The organism is Streptomyces sp. NPDC020731, assembly GCF_044334705.1.
Lineage (GTDB): Bacteria > Actinomycetota > Actinomycetes > Streptomycetales > Streptomycetaceae > Streptomyces.
The window spans coordinates 103,403-121,483 of sequence record NZ_JBIRTN010000020.1; the positions used below are offsets into that span (position 1 = coordinate 103,403).

Here is an 18,081-nt window from a genome sequence, read left to right on the forward strand (position 1 = left end):
TGAGGACCCCCGATGGTGAAGATCACGGATGTGGCCCGGCGCGCCGGGGTCTCCCCCAGCACGGTCTCGTACGCGCTCAGCGGCAAGCGCCCGATCTCCGACGCGACCCGGCTCCGGGTCCAGGCGGCCGTCCGTGAGCTGGGCTACCGCGCGGACGGCGGTGGCCGGGGCGCGGCCGGCCACCGGTCGAAGGTGCTGGCCCTGGCGGTCCCGGTGCGCTCCGGCGTCCATGTGCCGGTGGTGACGCAGTTCGCGGTGTCGGTGGTCACCGCCGCCCGCGCCCACGACCACGACGTACTGCTGCTCACCCAGGGCGAGGGCGAGGAGGGCCTCGGGCGCGTCGCGGCCACAGGGCTGGCGGACGGGGTGATCGTGATGGACGTACAGCTCCAGGACCCCCGGCTGCCGCTGCTGCGCTCGGGGTCCTTGCCGTCCGTGCTGATCGGGGTGCCCGCCGAACCGGATGGGCTGACCTGCGTCGACCTGGATTTCCGGGCGGCCGGTGAGCTGTGCGTGGACCACCTGGCGCGGCTCGGGCACCGGGTGGTGGCGCTGGTCGGCTCGCCCCCGGAGGTGTACGTACGGCGGACCGCGTTCGCGCGGCGGCTGGTGGAGGGCTTCACGGCGGCCGCCGACCGGCACCGGCTCACCTCGGCCGTGCATCCGTGCGGGACCGGCCGTGACGCCGCCCGCGCGATCGCCGAGCGGCTGGTGCGCGAGCTGCCGGCGCTGACGGGGGTGGTGGTACACAACGAACCGCTGCTCGATCCGCTGATCGACGCCTTCGAGCGGCTGGGGCTGAGCATCCCCGGCGATCTGTCCCTGACCGCCGTCTGCCCGTCCCGCGTCGCCGCGTCGGCCCGCGTCCCGGTCACCTCGGTCGCCGTGCCGTCGGCGGAACTGGGCACCCGCGCGGTGCACCTCCTCGTACGGAAGCTGTCCGGTGTCCCCGGACCGGGGGCCACCCTGCTGCCGCCCCGGCTGACGGAACGGGCGAGCACGGCACCGCGCGGGGCGTGACGGCGGCCGGTTCAGCCCAGTTCCCAGGCCTTCCCGAGCCGGTGTGCGGCGCACAGGCCCACGTCCAGGAAGTACGCCCCGGCCGTCCCGCACTGCTCACTGCCGCTGCCCGGATCGACGGGCTGACCGTGTCCCATGCCGGTGAGGCTGTACGTCTCGACGACCGCGTCCCCGGCCGGGCCCCGGAAGACCTGGTGCGGGTGTCCGGCGACGGTGTCGCTGACGTCGGCGGTCCGGTCGGCGCCGTGCACATCGGTCCACTGCTCCACCAGGGCGGTCATGTTGGCGGGCTTCACCGTGTGGTCGGCCGTGCCCTGCAGGACCGTGAGGGCCGGCCAGGGGCCGGTGTGACCGGGCCGCGCGGCGCGCACCCGGTCGCCCCACTGGCCCGGGGTCTGGGTGGCACCGACGTACATGCACACGTACGGCGATCCGGCGGCCTGCGCGCATCCGTAGGGGAGTCCGGCGACGACACCTCCCGCCGCGAACTTCTCGGGGTACGTCGCCATCATCACGGCGGTCATCGCGCCACCCGCGGACAGTCCGGTGACGTACACGCGTGAGGCGTCGCCGGAGACGTCGGTGAGCTGCCGGTCGACCATCTGGGCGACGGAGGCGGCCTCGCCCTGTCCGCGCCGTGTGTCCGCGCCCTGGAACCAGTTGAAGCACTGGCTGAGGTTGTTGCCGCTCTGCTGCTGAGGCAGCACGACGGAGAAGCCCCAGCGGTCGGCGAGGGTCGTCCAGCCGGTGCCGGTGGCGTATCCGGCGGCGTTCTGGGTGCAGCCGTGCAGGGCGACGACGACGGGCCGGCCGGCGGGCAGCCCGTCGGGGACGTAGCGGTACATCTTCAGGGCGCCGGGGTTGCCGCCGAAGCCGGTGACCTCCTGGAGGGAGGCGGCGGCAGCGGAGGCGGCGGCCGGGGCCGGGGTGAGCAGCACGGAGAGCAGTGCTGCGAGGACGGTGAGCAGGGTTGCGGCTCTGGTCTGTGTCATGCAGAGGAAAGGTAGAAGCGTGAACCAGCACTCGATATGGGGTCGGGCCCCACATCACCTCGGCCCGGTCATGTGGCCGCATGACCCTGTGTGGCCCCATGACCCTGTGTGGCCGCATGACACAGGCCCCGGCGCTCGAAGCGACGGGGCCTGTGCCCACATGGGGTGGAGTGGAGATGGCGGGAATCGAACCCGCGTCCAACGGTGCGGAATCAGGGCTTCTCCGTGTGCAGTCGGCTGTGCTTTTCTCGGCCCCGGAGATCACGCCGACAAGTCTCCGACGGGCCCAGTCACTGTTGGATTTCCCTCTTCACCCCGTGACCGGGATCAAGGTTTAGTCCCCTAGCTGATGCCAGGATCCGGGTCGGGAACACCCCCGGGCTGACACTCCCTTAAGTAGGGGAGCCGCTGCTCGCTACCTGAAAATCAGGCAGCGAGGGCGAGCTCGCCCTGGGAGACAGATCGCTTAGAATTGGCGATTGTTTTTTTCGGCCTGTGGTTTACGAGATCATGGCCGCTTCCTCGACACGCTTCCCCTGCTTCGACAGCCGCTGTCGAAACCGATCATCCCCATGTTTTTTTCTCAAGGTGCGCACCCGCCGTGGGGTGCAGTTGCCATCGTACGTGACCAACGCGGGTCGGTGCCAGCGTATTCCCCGGCACTCCGCGGCAGGGCCTACGTCCGCTGCTTCCTGCGGACCGCCGAGATCGCCCGGTCGGTCTCGCGCCGGTCCTGCTTCTCCCTCAGCGTCTGCCGCTTGTCGTACTCCTTCTTGCCCTTGGCCAGCGCGATCTCGACCTTCGCACGGCCGTCCTTGAAGTACAGGGCGAGCGGCACGATGGTGTGCCCCGTCTCCTGGGACTTGGACTCCAGCTTGCCGATCTCCTCGCGGTGCAGCAGCAGCTTGCGCTTGCGCCTCGCGCTGTGGTTGGTCCAGGTGCCCTGGCTGTACTCCGGCACGTGCACGTTGTGCAGCCACGCCTCGTGGTCGCTGAGCTGGACGAAGCCGTCCACCAGCGACGCCCGGCCCTGGCGCAGGGACTTCACCTCGGTGCCGGTGAGGACCAGGCCCGCCTCGTAGGTGTCGATGATGAGGTAGTCGTGCCGCGCCTTCTTGTTCTGCGCGATCAGCTTGCGCCCTTTTTCCTTAGCCATAGTGCCGCCCATTTTCGCACTACGGAGGGGGTCCACGGGAAGCCGATTACCGACCGGGGGCCAAGGGCGTGCCGTTCGGGTCCTGCCGGGGTCGGTGGCCCTGGCACCGCTCCCCCCACCGCCGCGTCGTCGTCGGTTGCCGGGGCTCCGCCCCGGCGCCCTCCTCCGCCTCGCGACACACGGCACCGGACCCCGCTCCGACTCGGCTCGGCTCGGCTCGGCTGCGGGGTACCGCTCACCGGAGCCGGCCCGATCCGGACGGGACCCTCTAGCGGCCGAGGCCGCTCAGGACCGTCTCGGCCCGCTGGAGTGCCTCTTCGTCGGCCTCCAGGTCGGGGGTGAGGCCGTGACCGTCGACGCCCCGGCCGGAGGGGGTGCGGTAGTGGCCGACGGTCAGCTCGGCGACGGAGCCGTCGGGCAGCGGGGTCGGCATCTGCACCGAGCCCTTGCCGAAGGTGCGGGAGCCCACGACGACCGCCCGTCCGCGGTCCTGCAGGCCGCCGGTGAGGAGCTCGGCCGCGCTCATCGTCCCGCCGTCGACGAGCGCGACCAGGGGTCTGGTGGTGTCGCCGCCGGGCTCGGCGTGCAGGGCGCGCTGCTCGCCCTCGACGTCGTACGTGGCGACCAGGCCGCCGTCGAGGAAGGCGGAGGCGGCGGTGACCGCCTCGGCGACCAGGCCCCCGGAGTTGCCCCGCAGGTCGAGGACGATGCCGGCGCCGGCCGGGGCCCGCCGTACGGCGGTGCGGACCTCGTCGCCGGAGCCCTTGGTGAAGGCGCCGACGGTGATGACGGTCACCCGGGAGGCGAGCTCGCGGACGGTGACGGTGTCCCGGGACAGCCGGGCGCGGCGCACGGTCTCGTGCCACGCGCGCGTGCCGCGTTCCAGGCCGAGGCGGACGGTGGTGCCGACGGACTCGCCGGCGGTCCCGCCGCGCAGTAAGGAGACGACCTCCGTGACGGGCCGGCCGTCGACCTTCTCACCGTCGACGCTGCGCAGCCGGTCGCCCGCGCGGATCCCGGCGTCGGCGGCGGGCGTGTCGTCGCCCACCTTCGTCACCTCGATGCGGCCCTCCCGCTCGCGGGCCCACAGACCGACGCCGGTGTACCGGCCGTCCAGGGCGTCCTCGAACTCCTCGTACTCGCCCGGGGAGTAGACGGCGGCCCAGCGGTCCCCGCTGCGGCTGACGGCGCGCTGGGCGGCCTCCATGGGCGAGGTGCCGTCGGCGGCGGCCTCCTCGGCCTCCCTGGCGACGTCCGTGTGGCGGCCGACCGGAGCGGCCGGAAGGGCACCGTCCGCCGTGGCCTCGCCGTCGGCCCCGGGGAGGTTGCCCGTGGCCGCGCCGGCGACGAGCACGCTCGCGAACACCAAGGTCAGGGCGGCCCCGCGGCGGATGCGGCGGGGCTGACAGAACAGGGCACGACCTGACATGCCGGTGAGTCTAGGACAACGCGAAGGGGCGCACGGCCGGTTGGCCGTGCGCCCCTCGTGGCAAGGGTCACTCGGTCTCTTGCGAGGAGGCCCCGACGTTCAGGCCGGAGGGAGGAAGGGGCGCGAACACACATACCCCAGTTCACTGGTCAGCCTGCGTCGCGTGCGGAGCCGTCTCCCCCAGGGACAAGAACTCCGCCCACGTGATGCTCGTCCGGGCAGGTCTGGACCCGGCTGGTAACGAAGGCACAAGACCTCCCGGAGCGCCGCTCCGGGAGGCAGCCTGAGCCAGGAATCCCCTCCCCCTCGGGGAGGGGAGCCGTCAGACCTTCAGGTACTTGCGCAGCGCGAAGAACGCGGCCAACGCGGGCATCAGCAGACTGGTCGCGAGGATCAGCGGGAGCTTGGTCAGTACGGCGTCCCAGCCGATGAAGTTGATCAGGTTCAGCTTCTCGGACAGGGCCAGTCCGTGGTCGATGATGAAGTACCGCCCGACAAGCAGGAATCCGCACGCGAGCGCGCCGCCGATGAGTCCCGCGACCGCGGCCTCCATGATGAACGGCGCCTGGATGTAGAAGCCGGAGGCGCCGACCAGCCGCATGATCCCGGTCTCGCGACGACGGCTGAACGCGGAGACGCGCACCGTGTTCACGATCAGCATCAGGGCGACGGCCAGCATGAGCGCCATCATCGCGAGGGCGGCCATGTTCATGCCTTCCAGCAGCCCGAAGAGGTTGTCCAGGGTGCCCTTCTGGTCCTGCACCGACTGCACGCCGTCACGCCCGTCGAAGGCGGTCGCCACCACCTGGTACTTCTCCGGGTCCTTCAGCTTGATGCGGTACGACTCCTGCATCTGGTCCGGCGTCAGGGAGCTGGCCAGCGGGGAGTCGCCGAACTGCTCCTTGTAGTGCTTGTACGCCTCGTCCTGCGACTCGTACGTCACCGAGTCGACGACCGGCATCTTCTCCAGGTCGGTCTTGATCTGACCCTTCTGGTCGTCGGTCACCGCACCCTTGGCGCAGTTGGGGTCGGACTCGGCGTCGCTCTTGTTGCACAGGTAGATGGAGATGTTGACCTTGTCGTACCAGTAGCCCTTCATGGCGTTCACCTGGTCGCTCATCAGGAGCGACCCGCCGAACAGGGCGAGCGACAGGGCGACGGAGACGACGACGGCGAAGGTCATCGTCAGGTTGCGGCGGAGACCGACGCCGATCTCCGACAGGACGAACTGGGCGCGCATGGCGTCTGATCAAGCCTTTCCGTGGAGCGTCAGTGCTGGTAGCCGTAGACGCCGCGTGCCTGGTCGCGGACGAGACGGCCCTGCTCCAGCTCGATGACGCGCTTGCGCATCTGGTCCACGATGTTCTGGTCGTGCGTCGCCATCACCACGGTCGTGCCCGTCCGGTTGATCCGGTCGAGCAGCTTCATGATGCCGACGGAGGTCTGCGGGTCGAGGTTGCCGGTGGGCTCGTCGCAGATGAGCAGCTTGGGCCGGTTGACGAAGGCCCGCGCGATGGCGACGCGCTGCTGCTCACCGCCGGAGAGCTCACCGGGCATCCGCTCCTCCTTGCCGCCGAGCCCGACGAGGTCGAGCACCTGCGGCACGGACTTGCGGATCTCACCGCGCGACTTGCCGATGACCTCCTGCGCGAAGGCGACGTTCTCGGCGACCGTCTTGTTCGGCAGCAGGCGGAAGTCCTGGAACACGGTCCCCAGCTGGCGCCGGATCTGCGGCACCTTCCAGTTGGAGACACGGGCGAGATCCTTGCCCAGGACGTGCACCTGCCCGTGACTGGCCCGCTCCTCGCGGAGGACCAGCCGCAGGAAGGTGGACTTTCCGGAGCCGGAGGAGCCCACGAGGAACACGAACTCGCCCTTCTCCACTTCCAGGGAGACATCCCTGAGTGCGGGGCGGTTCTGCTTGGGGTAGGCCTTGGACACGTTGTCGAATCGGATCACAGGTGCACCACGGGTAGCCGGGGGTAGATGAGCGTGACCATACGCGAACCGGGGAGGCGAGCGCAGGCACCGGTAGGGGTTGCGTAAGACTTGCGCCCTTTTGTTCCAGTGCCGGGTGAGGACGGCGCCCCGGGGGCACGGGGCTGCGGCATGTGCGGCTCCGCCGCGTGGGCGCGACCCGGCGCGGCTTCCGCGGGAACCTGGCACAGTGGAAGGGGAACGTTCGCGAGAGGGCGGGCGTTGTTCATCTGGAACCGGTGCGAGGAGGGCGAGCGCATGACGTACGACCGGCTGGTGTGCGCGAACTGCGCCGCTCCCGTGAGTGAGGGCCGGTGCCCGGTGTGCCGCGCGAACCGCGAGCGGCTGCAGCAGGAGAACAACTTCTTCGCGGGGCTGAACCCCATGACGCTGATCGCACTACTGGCGGTGCTGGTCGCGGCGGTGGCGCTGCTCGCCCACCAGACCGCCTGACGTACGGGCACAGGACGTGGCGAAGGGCCCGGAGCGCAACCGCGCTCCGGGCCCTTCGCCTTACGTCATGCGTACGGTACGCACACGCGCGGCCACCGTCAGGCGGCGGCGCCGTCGCGGCCGGTCATCAGGCGCGGCAGCACCCGGAAGCCGATACCGCCGGCGATCATCGTGGCGGCACCGATCAGCAGGAAGGTGGTCTCGGCGGCACCGGTCTCGGCGAGCTCCTTGCCGTCGCCCTGGGCCGAGGTGGCCGGGGCGTCGTCGCCGGTGTCGGTGAGGGCCGAGGAGCCCTCGTCCTGCGGCGAGGCGCCACCGTCGGGGTCGGCGGCGTTGCCGCCACCATTGCTGCCGCCGTTGCCGTTGCCCGGGTTCTCGGAGGGCTCCTCTACGGGGTCCTCGCCGCCCGGCTGCTCCCCGCCGGGCTCTTCCCCACCGGGCTCCTCGCCACCGGGCTCTTCCCCGCCGGGCTCCTCGCCACCGGGCTCTTCCCCGCCGGGCTCCTCGCCACCGGGCTCTTCCCCGCCGGGCTCCTCTTCGCACTCCGGATCGACCGCGATGTCGCAGCCCGGGTCCGGGTCGTCGCCCTCGGCGGTGATGCCGATGTTGAACTCGAGCGCCGAAGCGGCACCCGCCGCCGACAGCGAGGCACCGGCCGCGATCACGGCACCGGCCGCGATCCGAGCGACACGGATCCGCGTCTTCTTGGTCATGTGGTTGCTACCCCCAGTAGCTCATCGTCAATGAGGCGGCGCTCGGGGCGGTGATCAACGGGGGTGACTGTGATGAAACGCCCCCCGGTTCACATGCGCCCCAGAGATACGCATGCCACGCTTCACCTTTCCCATTTTCCAAAAGAACGTCAAGGCCGTTGCGTACGCGATGTCCACCTACGCACGCTTTGCCGGACAATGAAGGTGTGAGTGTGATGTAAAACCCAGGCATCCCCGGTACAAAAAGGCAACTGCCGCCCAAGAGGCGGCAGTTGCCTTGTCGACAAATCGGCGTTCGCGCGGTGGGCTACTTCTCCTGCTGCTTGCGCCAGCGAATCCCGGCCTCCAGGAAGCCGTCGATCTCACCGTTGAACACGGCCTCGGGGTTGCCGACTTCGTGCTCCGTGCGCAGGTCCTTGACCATCTGGTACGGGTGCAGCACGTACGAACGCATCTGGTTGCCCCACGAGTTGCCGCCGTCGCCCTTGAGGGCGTCCATCTTGGCCTGCTCCTCCTGACGGCGCCGCTCCAGGAGCTTGGCCTGGAGGACGTTCATCGCGGTGGCCTTGTTCTGGATCTGGGAGCGCTCGTTCTGGCAGGAGACCACGATGCCGGTGGGGAGGTGGGTGAGCCGCACCGCGGAGTCGGTGGTGTTCACGCCCTGGCCGCCGGGACCGGAGGACCGGTACACGTCCACCCGCAGCTCGGACTCGTCGATCTCGACGTGGTCGGTCTGCTCGACCACGGGGAGGATCTCGACGCCCGCGAAGGACGTCTGGCGGCGGCCCTGGTTGTCGAAGGGCGAGATGCGCACCAGGCGGTGCGTGCCCTGCTCGACGGAGAGGGTGCCGTAGGCGTAGGGCACCTGGACGGAGAAGGTGGTCGACTTGATGCCGGCCTCCTCCGCGTACGACGTCTCGATCAGCTCGGTCTTGTAGCCGTGCTGCTCGGCCCAGCGCAGGTACATGCGCTGCAGCTTCTCGGCGAAGTCGGCGGCGTCGACGCCACCGGCCTCCGCGCGGATGTTGACGAGCGCCTCACGGGAGTCGTACTCGCCGCTGAGCAGCGTCCGGACCTCCATCTCGTCCAGCGCCTTCTTGACGAGGGTGAGCTCTGCCTCGGCCTCCGCGCGGGTGTCCGGGTCGTCCTCCTCCTCGGCCATCTCGAAGAGCACGGCGAGATCGTCGATCCGGCCCCGCAGCGCCTCGGCCTTCCGCACCTCGGCCTGGAGGTGGGAGAGCTTGCTGGTGATCTTCTGCGCCTCGTCCGGGTCGTCCCACAGGGACGGCGCGGCCGCCTGCTCCTCGAGCACGGCGATGTCTGCCCTCAGCTTGTCGAGGTCCAGAACGGCCTCGATCGACTCCATGGTCGAGGAGAGGGACTTGAGCTCTTCGGATACATCGACGACTGCCACGCCCTCCAGCGTAACGGCTCCGCCGGCCGGTCCCCGCAGTGCGGTCAGTGGCGGCGCGGGCACGACGGGCGGCGGCTCCTGGTCGTGGGGACGCGGCGCGCACGCTTCTTTCGCCCCCGCCGCCCCTTCCCGGCCCGTCCCTGGGGGCTCCGCCCCCGGACCTCTGTTCGCGCCCACGCGGCCGAGCCGCATGTCGGCGCAGCCCCGTAGCCCCGGGAAGCCGTGGCTTCCCGCGGCTACGGGTTCGTCGGCGCCGAGTTCCGGGTGTCCTGGGGTGGTGTCGTCTCGTCCTCCGCCGTGGCCAGCCAGGTGCCGACGCCCGCCGCCGCCAGGATCACCACCGCCACCGCCAGGGTGAGCCGGCGTCGACGGGTGACCGCGCGGTTGCGGGCGGAGCCCGGCCGACGCGCACCCGCCGCGCGGGGCGCGCGGGCCGTGCCGCGGGCACCGCCGGCCAGCTCGTCGGGGGCCGGCACCCTCATCGACGTGTGCGTGTCGCGGTTGGAGTCGGCCGGTTTCGCGCCCGGCACCAGCGGGACCGCGCCGCGGCGCCGCACCGGCTCCCCGGCGACCGGGGCCGGCCCGGAGGGCTGGAACTCCTCCCCCGCCTCCTCCGCGGGCTCGGTGTCCGGCTCGTCCACGTCCAGCGGCGGCATCCCCACCAGCATCGGCAGCAGCTCCCGCAACCGCGCGCCCAGCTCGGAGGCGCGCAGCCGGGACGCCGGGGCCTTCGCCAGGCACTGCACCAGCAGCTGCCACAGCTCGTCCGGGATGCCGGGGAGGGGGACGACCGTCTCGGTGACATGGCGGCGCAGCACCGCCCCCGGGTGCCCGCCGCCGAACGGCGTGAAGCCCGCGAGCAGCTCGTACAGGACCGTGGCCAGCGCGTAGATGTCGACCGACGCGCGCGGGGGCAGGCCCTCGACGATCTCCGGCGCCAGGTAGTCCGGCGTTCCGATGATCTTCGTGGCCCGGGTGCGGCGCGGGGTGTCGATGAGTTTCGCCACGCCGAAGTCGGTGAGCAGGGCGCGGTGCGAGCCGCCGGGGCCGAGCGGGCCCTGCATGTCGAGCAGCACGTTCTCCGGCTTCACGTCCCGGTGCACGACCCCGGCCGCGTGCGCCGCCGCCAGGCCGTCGGCGACGTCGGCGACGATCGCCACGGCGGCCTCCGGGGCCAGCCTGCGCTCCCGGTCGAGGCGGGTGCGCAGGTCCGTACCGCGGACGAGGTCCATGACCAGGGCGAGATCGTTGCCGTCGACCACCAGGTCGCGTACGGAGACGACGTGCGGATGCTCCAGACCGAGCAGCGCCGTCCGCTCCCGCACGAAGCGGCCGACGAGCTCCTGGTCCGAGGAGAGATCCTCACGCAGCAGCTTGATGGCGACGGGCCCGTCGGGGCCCTCGCCCAGCCACACCGTGCCGGCGCTGCCCCGCCCGAGGATCTGATGGGCGGTGTACCGGCTGCCGATTCTCCGTGCCAAGACTGCTCCTACCGACGCGTGTTGTCGCCAAAGCTACGCGTCCGGGGCGCCGACCTTCACCGGGGATACGGAAATCGACCCCCAGATGTCGACAAATCAGCAAACAGGCTCAGTTCGTCCCGGAGGAGTCCGAGGAGCCGCCCAGGTCCTCGATCCAGCCCGTCACCGAGCCGAACCAGTCGCTGAGCTGGTCCCAGTAGCCCTTGCCGGTGCCGATCCAGTCCTGGAGCGGGCTCAGCTCCCAGATCAGCCAGCTCGCGACGAACAGGATGACGATCGTGAACAGGCACCCCTTCAGACACCCCAGGCCGGGGATGCGCATCGGGTTGGCGCCGCGCTGCCGGGGCTGCCTTGGCTCCCGGGCCGGGCGCTGCGGCTCCGGCGGCGGCGCGTACCGCTGCGGCTGGGGCCGCTGGGGCTGCGGCGGGGCGTACTGCTGGGGCTGGTGCTGCTGCGGGTGGCCGTATCCGGGGCCGGGCTGCTGCGGGCGCCGCTGCGGCGGCTGCTGGGGCTGCTGCGGAGGCCGTGCGACCTGCCGCTGGGGGCGGCGGCGCAGCGGGTCCTGGCTCGGGTCGAGGTACTGGACCTGGGTCTGCTCGTTGCGGTCGCGGGCCGCGCGGAGCTGGTTCTGCCAGGGGTGCGGGTCGTCCGGACCGGCCCCGGGTCCGCCGGGCTGCCCCGGCGGTACGGGGGGCATGACGGCCGTGGGGTCGGCGGCGCCGGCCGGGCCGCCGGTCTGCGGCAGGACGCTGGTCGCGCCGTTGGGGTCGTAGGCGCCCGCGCCGTGCGGCAGCACCTGCGTCGGGTCGGCGGCGCCGGGCGCGCCGGGTACGGCCGCGGGCGCCGGGTCGGGGACGAGGAGCGCGCCGACGTTCTCGGCGGCGGCGATCTGCGCGGAGTTCGCGTGCACGCCGATGCCGTCGGCGACGACGCGCAGGCCGCGTGCGAGGTTCTCGGCGCTGGGCCGCTGGTCGGGGTTCTTGCGCAGGCAGCGCTCGATGACCGTCCACAGCGGGTCGGGGACCGTGGAGGGGCGGCGCGGTTCGGCGCTCAGGTGCTGGTGCAGCACCTCCAGGGCGGAGCCGCCGGAGAACGGCGGGCGGCCGGTGACCAGCTCGTAGAGCAGGATGCCGGCGCCGTAGATGTCGACGGCGGAGGTCTGCGGGCGGCCCTCGGCGGACTCGGGCGCGATGTACGCGGGGGTGCCGACGAACTCGTGGGTGCGGGTCAGGCCCGGGGAGTCGGCGAGGCGGGCGATGCCGAAGTCGGTCAGCATCGGGTGCATCTCGCCGCCGGTCTGCTTCAGCAGGACGTTGGCGGGCTTCAGGTCGCGGTGCACCACGCCGTCGGCGTGGCTGGCGCCGAGCGCGTCGGCGATCTGCGCGGTCAGCAGGGCGGCGGCGACGGGGGTGAAGGGGCCGTTCTCGCGGAGGTGGCGGTGCAGGTCCGGGCCCTCGACGAGGTCCATGACCAGCGCCAGCAGATCGCCCTCGACGACCAGGTCGCGGACCCGGACGATGTTGGGGTGGGTGAGCCGCAGCAGGACGGACCGCTCGCGCAGGAAACGCGTCACGATGTCGGCGTCGTTGGCGAGCTCCTCCTTGAGGACCTTGATCGCGACGGTCTCGCCGGGCTGCCCCGGTACGGCCGCCTCGGCGCCCGCGGTCTCCCGCTGGCGGGCGCGCCAGACGGTGCCCGTGGCGCCGCGTCCGAGCGGCTCCTCGAGCAGGTACTTGCTGCCGACTGGCCGCACGTCACGCGCTCCCTGCTGCTTGCTTGGCGTACACCCTGGTCCACCGTGCTACGGAATGTTCCGACCCACTGTAGTGCCGCCGCGCGGGATACCGGCCGGTCGTCTTCGACGTGATCTCACTGTGGGTCCTACGCACCGGTTCCCGTCCGTGTTCGGAGGTCGGAGGTTCGCAGGAAAGACGCCCGAGCCGGTCCGTTGGTTGCCGCATGCCGGACGTGACCGATCTCAAGTGGAACCGGAACGATCATTCGCTCCTCACCGGTCAGGCACTTTTGCGGGCAGAGCCGACCAATCAAGATCATTTGCTGCCGGAGGGCGGGCGCGTTGTCGGTGGCAGGTGCGAGGATGCGTGCAGTACTGGCCGTACGTGCGCGTGTGGCGGTGGGGGAAGTCCGCGGTTGGGGGGCCGCGGGGCGGTGGTGTCCCCCCGCGTCGCGGGCGCCCGCGCAGAAGGGACCGCTGACGGCGATGCAGATCCGGCTGACCGTCGTAGACCCGCTGGGCCCCTCCTCCCCCGCGCGGGAGCGGGCCGCGAGCTGCGACGTGCTGGTCACGGCGCCCGCGGGCACGGCCCTGGCCGCGGTCGCCTCCGCGCTGGCCTCGGTGGTCTCCGGTGGTGACGGACCGTCCGGCTCACCGGTGCTCTACGCCGGTGACCAGCGGCTCGACGCCCAGCGCTGCACGCTGGGCGAGCCGCCGCTGATCGACGGCGCGGTGCTGGCCGTGGGCGCCCCGGGCGAGCCCGAGCCGCATCCCGAGCTGGACGGGACCCCGACCCGGCTGCACGTCGTCGCCGGTCCCGACGCGGGCGGGGTGCACCTGCTGCACGGCGGCGAGATCCGCATAGGCCGTTCCGCCGACGCCGACGTGCCGCTCGACGACCCGGACGTCTCCCGGCTGCACTGCGCCGTGACGGTCGCCCCGAACGGCGGCGTCTCGGTCGCCGACCTCGACTCCACCAACGGCACGACCCTGGACGGCCGGCGCGTGGGCCCCCGCCCGGTCCGCCTCACCCCGGGCGCGCTCCTGCGCATCGGCGAGTCGGCCCTGCGCCTGACCCCGGCGGCGGGTCCCCGCGCGCGGGCGGCGACGACACCGGACGGCGAGGGGCACGTACGGGTGCCGCCGCCCCCGCCCGGGCAGGCCGACGACGAGGACGCCCACGCGCGCGTGACGGCGCCGACGGCACCCACCCACCACGCCCACGGCTCGGCCGGCTGGGCCGTGACGGCACAGGACGCGCAGGAGACACCGGACACTGCCCGGGGGGACGGCGCGAGCGAACCGCCGCGGGTGCCGGGGCAGGGCCGCGCCCCCGGGATCGAGCACACCGGCACCACCCCCGGGGGACGCGCGGTGCACACGGTCGCCCGGGGAGACGTGCCCCGCCTTCCCAAGGGCCGCCGCGTGTCCCGGCCGCTGCCCGCCGACGGGGACACGCACGCGGGGCGCTCCGGCGTGAGCGCGCGCGGTGCGGGCCCCGGCGGCGCCGATCGCCCGGCCGGGACGGCGCCGGACGAGGTCCGGGGCGACACGGCCGCCGACGGCGCACCCGGCCGCGGCGCCGGCGGGCCGGCCGTCCCGGCGTCCGGCCGGACATCCGGCGGCGCACCCGGCCGCCTCACCGGTCCGACCACCGGCCCCGCCACCGGTCCCATGACCGGCGGCACACCCGCCACGCCGCCCGAGGAGTTCCCCGGCACCCGCAAGGGCACCCCCGTGCGCGGCACCGATCTTCCCCGGCCGACGGGCGTGCGCAGGCGCGGCGGGCTCACCGCCTGGGCACGCCGGCTGACCGGCGGGCGGCAGGAACCCGAGACCGTGTGGGTCGCCCACGGCGAGGAGGACTCCGGTGTCGTACCCGACCCGGGCGTGACCACCCCCGTCGTGCCCGAGACCTGGCCGGACCCCGCGACGCTGCTGCTGACCGCGCTCGGCCCCGGCCCCCGGTTGTGGGAGCGCGGGCCGGGCCACCCGGAGGCGCTCGCGGTGCGGCTCGGTACGGCGGACCGGCCGGCGCCGGACGGCTCCGGTCTGCTGCCCGCCGTACCGGTGACCTCGGGGCTGCGCGAGGTCGGCGCGCTGGGACTGGCCGGCCCGCGTGAGCGGCTCACCGGGCTGGCCCGCGCGGTGCTCGCCCAGCTCGCCGCGCTGCACTCCCCCGACTCCCTGGAGATCGTCCTGATCGCCGCGGACCACTCCCGTCCCCTGGCGGAGCGCACCGCCGAGTGGTCCTGGCTGGGCTGGCTGCCGCACGTACGCCCGGGGCACGGCCAGGACTGCCGTCTGCTCCTCGCGCACGACCGCGAACAGGCCACGGCCCGCGCGGAGGAACTGCTGCGCCGGCTGGAGGACCACGACCACGCGGCCCCCCGCATATCCGGCGAAGGGCCGTACACGGTGGTCGTCGTGGACGGCGACCCCGGCGGCCCCGAGGTGCGCGAGGCGGTGGCCCGGCTGGCCCTGGAGGGGTCCCGGGCCGGGATCCACGTGGTGTGCCTCGCCGAGACGGCCGCCGCCTCCCCCGCGTCCCCGGTGACGGAGACGTACGAGGCGGCCTGCGCGGTGGCGCCGGCGTTCCGGCAGTGCGGGGCCGTCGCCCTGCTCAGCGGGGACGTGGCGACCGCGCTGCGCCTGCTGCGGGTGGCCGGGACCGGCTCCGGCCGTCCCCCCGGCCCGGTCGGCCACGGCACCCTCGCCACGGTCGACGCGGTCTCCCCCGCCTGGGCCGAGCGGTTCGCACGGGCGCTGGCGCCGCTGCGCACGGACGGCGCCGGCGGGGAGCGGCACGCGCGCGTGTCGGCGCCGCTGCCCCGGTCGGCGCGGCTGCTGGACGAACTGGGCCTGGCCCGGGCCACCCCGGCCTCGTTGATGGCCCGCTGGGCGGACGCGGCCGACGACACCCAGGCACTCGGTGGACGCGTCACCGCCATACTGGGCGCCGGCCCGCGCGGCCCGGTCGTCGCCGACCTCGCCGCCGACGGACCGCACCTGCTGGTCGAGGGGCCGTCCGGCAGCGGTCGTACGGAACTGCTGCGGGCGGTCGTCGCCTCGCTGGCCGCCGCCGAGCGTCCCGACCGGCTGGGCATCGTGCTGGTCGACGGCCGGGGCGTGCCCACGGCGGGCACCGCGTCCGGCGAGGGCCTGCGCGTGTGTACGGACGTACCGCATGTCACCACGCATCTCTGCGCCAACGACCCGGTGCGGATGCGGGAGTTCGCGCAGTCCCTGAGCGCCGAGCTGAAGCGGCGCGCGGAGCTGCTGGGCCGGTCGGACTTCGCGGAGTGGCACACCGGGCGGGAGCTGTCGGACCGTATGGTCGCCCAGCGCACGGCCGCGTCCCGCGCGGGCGCGGCGGCCGGCGGGGCGCAGAACGGGGACCTCGACACCCCGTCCAGTTCGACGCTGCGGCTGCGGCCCGGGGCGGACCGGCGCAAGACGGAGGCCGCCCCGCCGCTGCCCCGGCTGGTGGTGGTCGTGGACGACCTGGACGCGCTGGTCTCCCCGGCGCTCGGTTCGCCGGGGCGGCCCGCCGCCGGATCGGTGATGCGGGCGCTCGAGGCGGTGGCGCGGGACGGCGAGCGGCTGGGCGTGCATCTGGTGGCGGCCACCGGACCCTGCGCCCGTACGGCGCAGACCGAGCCGGTGCGGCAGGCGTCGCTGCGTGTCGCGCTCGACGCGGCGGTGCCGGGGGGCGGACCGGACGAACCGGCGCCGGGCCGTGGCCGGCTGGCCCACCCGGACGGGCGGGTGACGGCGTTCCAGGGCGGCCGGGTGACCGGCCGCATCCCGCGGACGGCGACCCTGCGGCCGACGGTCGTCCCCCTGGAGTGGCACCGCATGGGCGATCCCCCGGCCCGCCGCCAGGTCCGCGAGCTCGGCAACGGCCCGACCGATCTGGCGCTGCTCGCCAGCGCGTTGGAGCGGGCGGCCCGGCAGGTTTCCGCGGCGGAGGTGCCGTCGCTCCTCTGACGGGGGCCGGTTTCGCGCGTGCCCGGTGTCGCTGCCGGGCGGGGGCGGGTCGCGCTGCCCGGCGCGTGCGGGGCGCCTCCCCCGGAGGGGGTACCCCCGGCCCGCCCTCCCCCCACTCCCGGCTCCGCCCGAGCGGGGCCCCCATCGCCCTGGGGGTCCTCCCTCCGGGTGAGGCACGACTGCCCGCGGAAACACGGTGACGCCTGGTCACGACGCGGTTACGATCCCCGACTTGACACGGGAGGCGGTCTTGCCACCCCTACCCCCCGGGCGTAGACCAGAGCGCACGGGACAGCGCTCGGCGTTCGACGGAGTACGACGGAGTACGAAGAACGGGGCAGTGATGCGCAGGACGAGCAGGATCATCCGGATACGTGGTGCCGCCGCGCTCGCCGCGGGGGTGCTCGCGGTCTCGCTCACCGCGTGCGGTGGTGGTGACGACGACAGCGGCGGCGGCGACGAGGACAAGGGCGGCGGAACCGGCGGGACCGGAAGCACCGTCACCCTCCCCGAGCTGGACGGCGCGAGCCTCGAGGTCGCCGCCGTGTGGACCGGCGCCGAGCAGAAGAACTTCAAGCAGGTCCTCGCGGAGTTCGAGAAGCGCACCGGCGCCAAGGTGACCTTCGTCCCCGCCCAGGACCCGATCATCAACTTCCTCGGCTCGAAGATCGCGGGTGGTGCCCCGCCGGACGTGGCGCTGCTGCCGCAGCCGGGCGCCATCAGGCAGGCCGTCGACAAGGGCTGGGCCAAGCCGCTCGGCGCCGAGGCGGCCAAGGAGCTCGGCGAGAACTACTCGCAGGGCTGGCAGGACATCGGCAAGGTCGACGGCAAGCAGTACGGCGTCTACTACAAGGCCGCCAACAAGTCGCTGATCTGGTACAACGCCCAGGTCTTCGAGAACGCCGGCGCGGCCGAGCCGAAGACGTGGGACGAACTGCTCACCGCCGCGCAGACGGTGTACGACTCCGGTGTCACCCCGTTCTCGGTCGGCGGCGCCGACGGCTGGACGCTCACCGACTGGTTCGAGAACGTCTACCTCTCCCAGGCAGGACCGGAGAAGTACGACCAGCTCGCCCGGCACGAGATCAAGTGGACGGACCCGTCCGTCAAGGAGGCCCTGACCACCCTCGCGGAGATCTGGGGCAAGAAGGACTACGTCGCGGGCGGCCCGTCCGGTGCGCTGCAGACGGAGTTCCCGGCCTCGGTGACGCAGACCTTCACCGGTGGCGACCAGCCCAAGGCCGGCATGGTCTACGAGGGCGACTTCGTGCAGGTCAACATCGGTGAGACCAAGGCGGAGGTGGGCACGGACGCGAAGGTGTTCCCGTTCCCGGCCGTCGGTGACACCGCGCCGGTGGTCTCCGGCGGTGACGCGGCCGTGATCCTGGAGGACTCGAAGGCGGCGCAGGCACTGGCCACCTTCCTGGCCTCCCCCGACGCGGCGGCGATCCAGGCGAAGCTGGGCGGCTTCCTCTCGCCGAACAAGGGCATCGACCCGTCGGCGTACCCGAACGCCGTGCAGAAGAAGATCGCCGAGGCGCTGATCGCGTCCGGCGACGACTTCCGCTTCGACATGTCCGACCAGGCCCCGCAGGCGTTCGGCGGCACGCCCGGCAAGGGCGAGTGGAAGGCGCTGCAGGACTTCCTGAAGAACCCGAAGGACGTCGCCGGTGCGCAGGCGAAGCTGGAGGCCGACGCGGCCGCGGCGTACGGGAACTGAT

The 18,081-nt window shown here is 73.0% G+C and carries 13 protein-coding genes, 1 other RNA gene and 1 pseudogene; 5 read left to right on the top strand and 10 right to left on the bottom strand.

The annotated features are described in order from the left end of the window. Window positions 1-12: 12 nt before the first annotated feature. Window positions 13-1,020 (top strand): LacI family DNA-binding transcriptional regulator, encoded by a 1,008-nt coding sequence (locus ACH4VX_RS28065; protein ID WP_398371151.1) that lies wholly within the window; start codon window positions 13-15, stop codon window positions 1,018-1,020. Between the two features lie 11 nt (window positions 1,021-1,031). Here the strand turns inward: ACH4VX_RS28065 and ACH4VX_RS28070 are convergent, their stop codons facing one another. From ACH4VX_RS28070 to ACH4VX_RS28085, 4 genes are all read right to left on the bottom strand, one after another. Continuing rightward, window positions 1,032-2,012, bottom strand: coding sequence for an alpha/beta hydrolase family esterase (locus ACH4VX_RS28070; protein ID WP_398371153.1), 981 nt, complete (start codon window positions 2,010-2,012; stop codon window positions 1,032-1,034). Between the two features lie 168 nt (window positions 2,013-2,180). Further along, window positions 2,181-2,584, bottom strand: a transfer-messenger RNA (tmRNA) gene (gene ssrA / locus ACH4VX_RS28075). 104 nt (window positions 2,585-2,688) lie between these two features. Beyond that, window positions 2,689-3,168 (bottom strand): SsrA-binding protein SmpB, encoded by a 480-nt coding sequence (gene smpB / locus ACH4VX_RS28080; RefSeq protein ID WP_398371155.1) that lies wholly within the window; start codon window positions 3,166-3,168, stop codon window positions 2,689-2,691. Window positions 3,169-3,436: 268 nt separating this feature from the next. Then, window positions 3,437-4,597: a S41 family peptidase gene (locus ACH4VX_RS28085; protein WP_398371156.1), complete on the bottom strand. Its 1,161-nt coding sequence runs from the start codon at window positions 4,595-4,597 to the stop codon at window positions 3,437-3,439. Between the two features lie 155 nt (window positions 4,598-4,752). Between ACH4VX_RS28085 and ACH4VX_RS28090 the strand changes: the two are divergent. Next, window positions 4,753-4,884, top strand: a pseudogene (locus ACH4VX_RS28090) (RNA-guided endonuclease TnpB family protein); the annotation flags it as partial. A gap of 35 nt (window positions 4,885-4,919) precedes the next feature. Here the strand turns inward: ACH4VX_RS28090 and ftsX are convergent. Next, window positions 4,920-5,837 (bottom strand): permease-like cell division protein FtsX, encoded by a 918-nt coding sequence (gene ftsX / locus ACH4VX_RS28095; RefSeq protein ID WP_398371157.1) that lies wholly within the window; start codon window positions 5,835-5,837, stop codon window positions 4,920-4,922. A gap of 29 nt (window positions 5,838-5,866) precedes the next feature. After that, the gene (gene ftsE, locus ACH4VX_RS28100; protein WP_398371159.1) at window positions 5,867-6,556 is read right to left on the bottom strand and encodes a cell division ATP-binding protein FtsE; all 690 of its coding nucleotides are present in this window, start codon (window positions 6,554-6,556) and stop codon (window positions 5,867-5,869) included. Window positions 6,557-6,832: 276 nt separating this feature from the next. On the opposite strand from ftsE, the gene ACH4VX_RS28105 reads away from it, so the two are divergent. After that, complete coding sequence (locus ACH4VX_RS28105) at window positions 6,833-7,027, top strand: hypothetical protein (RefSeq protein ID WP_398371160.1); 195 nt, start codon at window positions 6,833-6,835, stop codon at window positions 7,025-7,027. A gap of 98 nt (window positions 7,028-7,125) precedes the next feature. Here the strand turns inward: ACH4VX_RS28105 and ACH4VX_RS28110 are convergent, their stop codons facing one another. From ACH4VX_RS28110 to ACH4VX_RS28125, 4 genes are all read right to left on the bottom strand, one after another. Next, entirely contained in the window at window positions 7,126-7,740 is a 615-nt protein-coding gene (locus ACH4VX_RS28110) for an LPXTG cell wall anchor domain-containing protein (RefSeq protein ID WP_398371161.1), read from the bottom strand. 307 nt (window positions 7,741-8,047) lie between these two features. Further along, the gene (gene prfB, locus ACH4VX_RS28115; protein ID WP_398371162.1) at window positions 8,048-9,154 is read right to left on the bottom strand and encodes a peptide chain release factor 2; all 1,107 of its coding nucleotides are present in this window, start codon (window positions 9,152-9,154) and stop codon (window positions 8,048-8,050) included. A 236-nt stretch (window positions 9,155-9,390) separates the two neighbouring features. After that, the gene (locus ACH4VX_RS28120) at window positions 9,391-10,635 is read right to left on the bottom strand and encodes a serine/threonine-protein kinase (protein WP_398371163.1); all 1,245 of its coding nucleotides are present in this window, start codon (window positions 10,633-10,635) and stop codon (window positions 9,391-9,393) included. A gap of 109 nt (window positions 10,636-10,744) precedes the next feature. Further along, a complete protein-coding gene (locus ACH4VX_RS28125) occupies window positions 10,745-12,388 on the bottom strand; it encodes a serine/threonine-protein kinase (protein ID WP_398371165.1) in 1,644 nt (547 codons plus the stop codon). 468 nt (window positions 12,389-12,856) lie between these two features. Between ACH4VX_RS28125 and ACH4VX_RS28130 the strand changes: the two genes are divergently transcribed. After that, the gene (locus ACH4VX_RS28130; RefSeq protein ID WP_398371166.1) at window positions 12,857-16,360 is read left to right on the top strand and encodes an FHA domain-containing protein; all 3,504 of its coding nucleotides are present in this window, start codon (window positions 12,857-12,859) and stop codon (window positions 16,358-16,360) included. Window positions 16,361-16,703: 343 nt separating this feature from the next. Further along, window positions 16,704-18,080, top strand: coding sequence for an ABC transporter substrate-binding protein (locus ACH4VX_RS28135; RefSeq protein WP_398371167.1), 1,377 nt, complete (start codon window positions 16,704-16,706; stop codon window positions 18,078-18,080). Window position 18,081 lies beyond the last annotated feature (1 nt).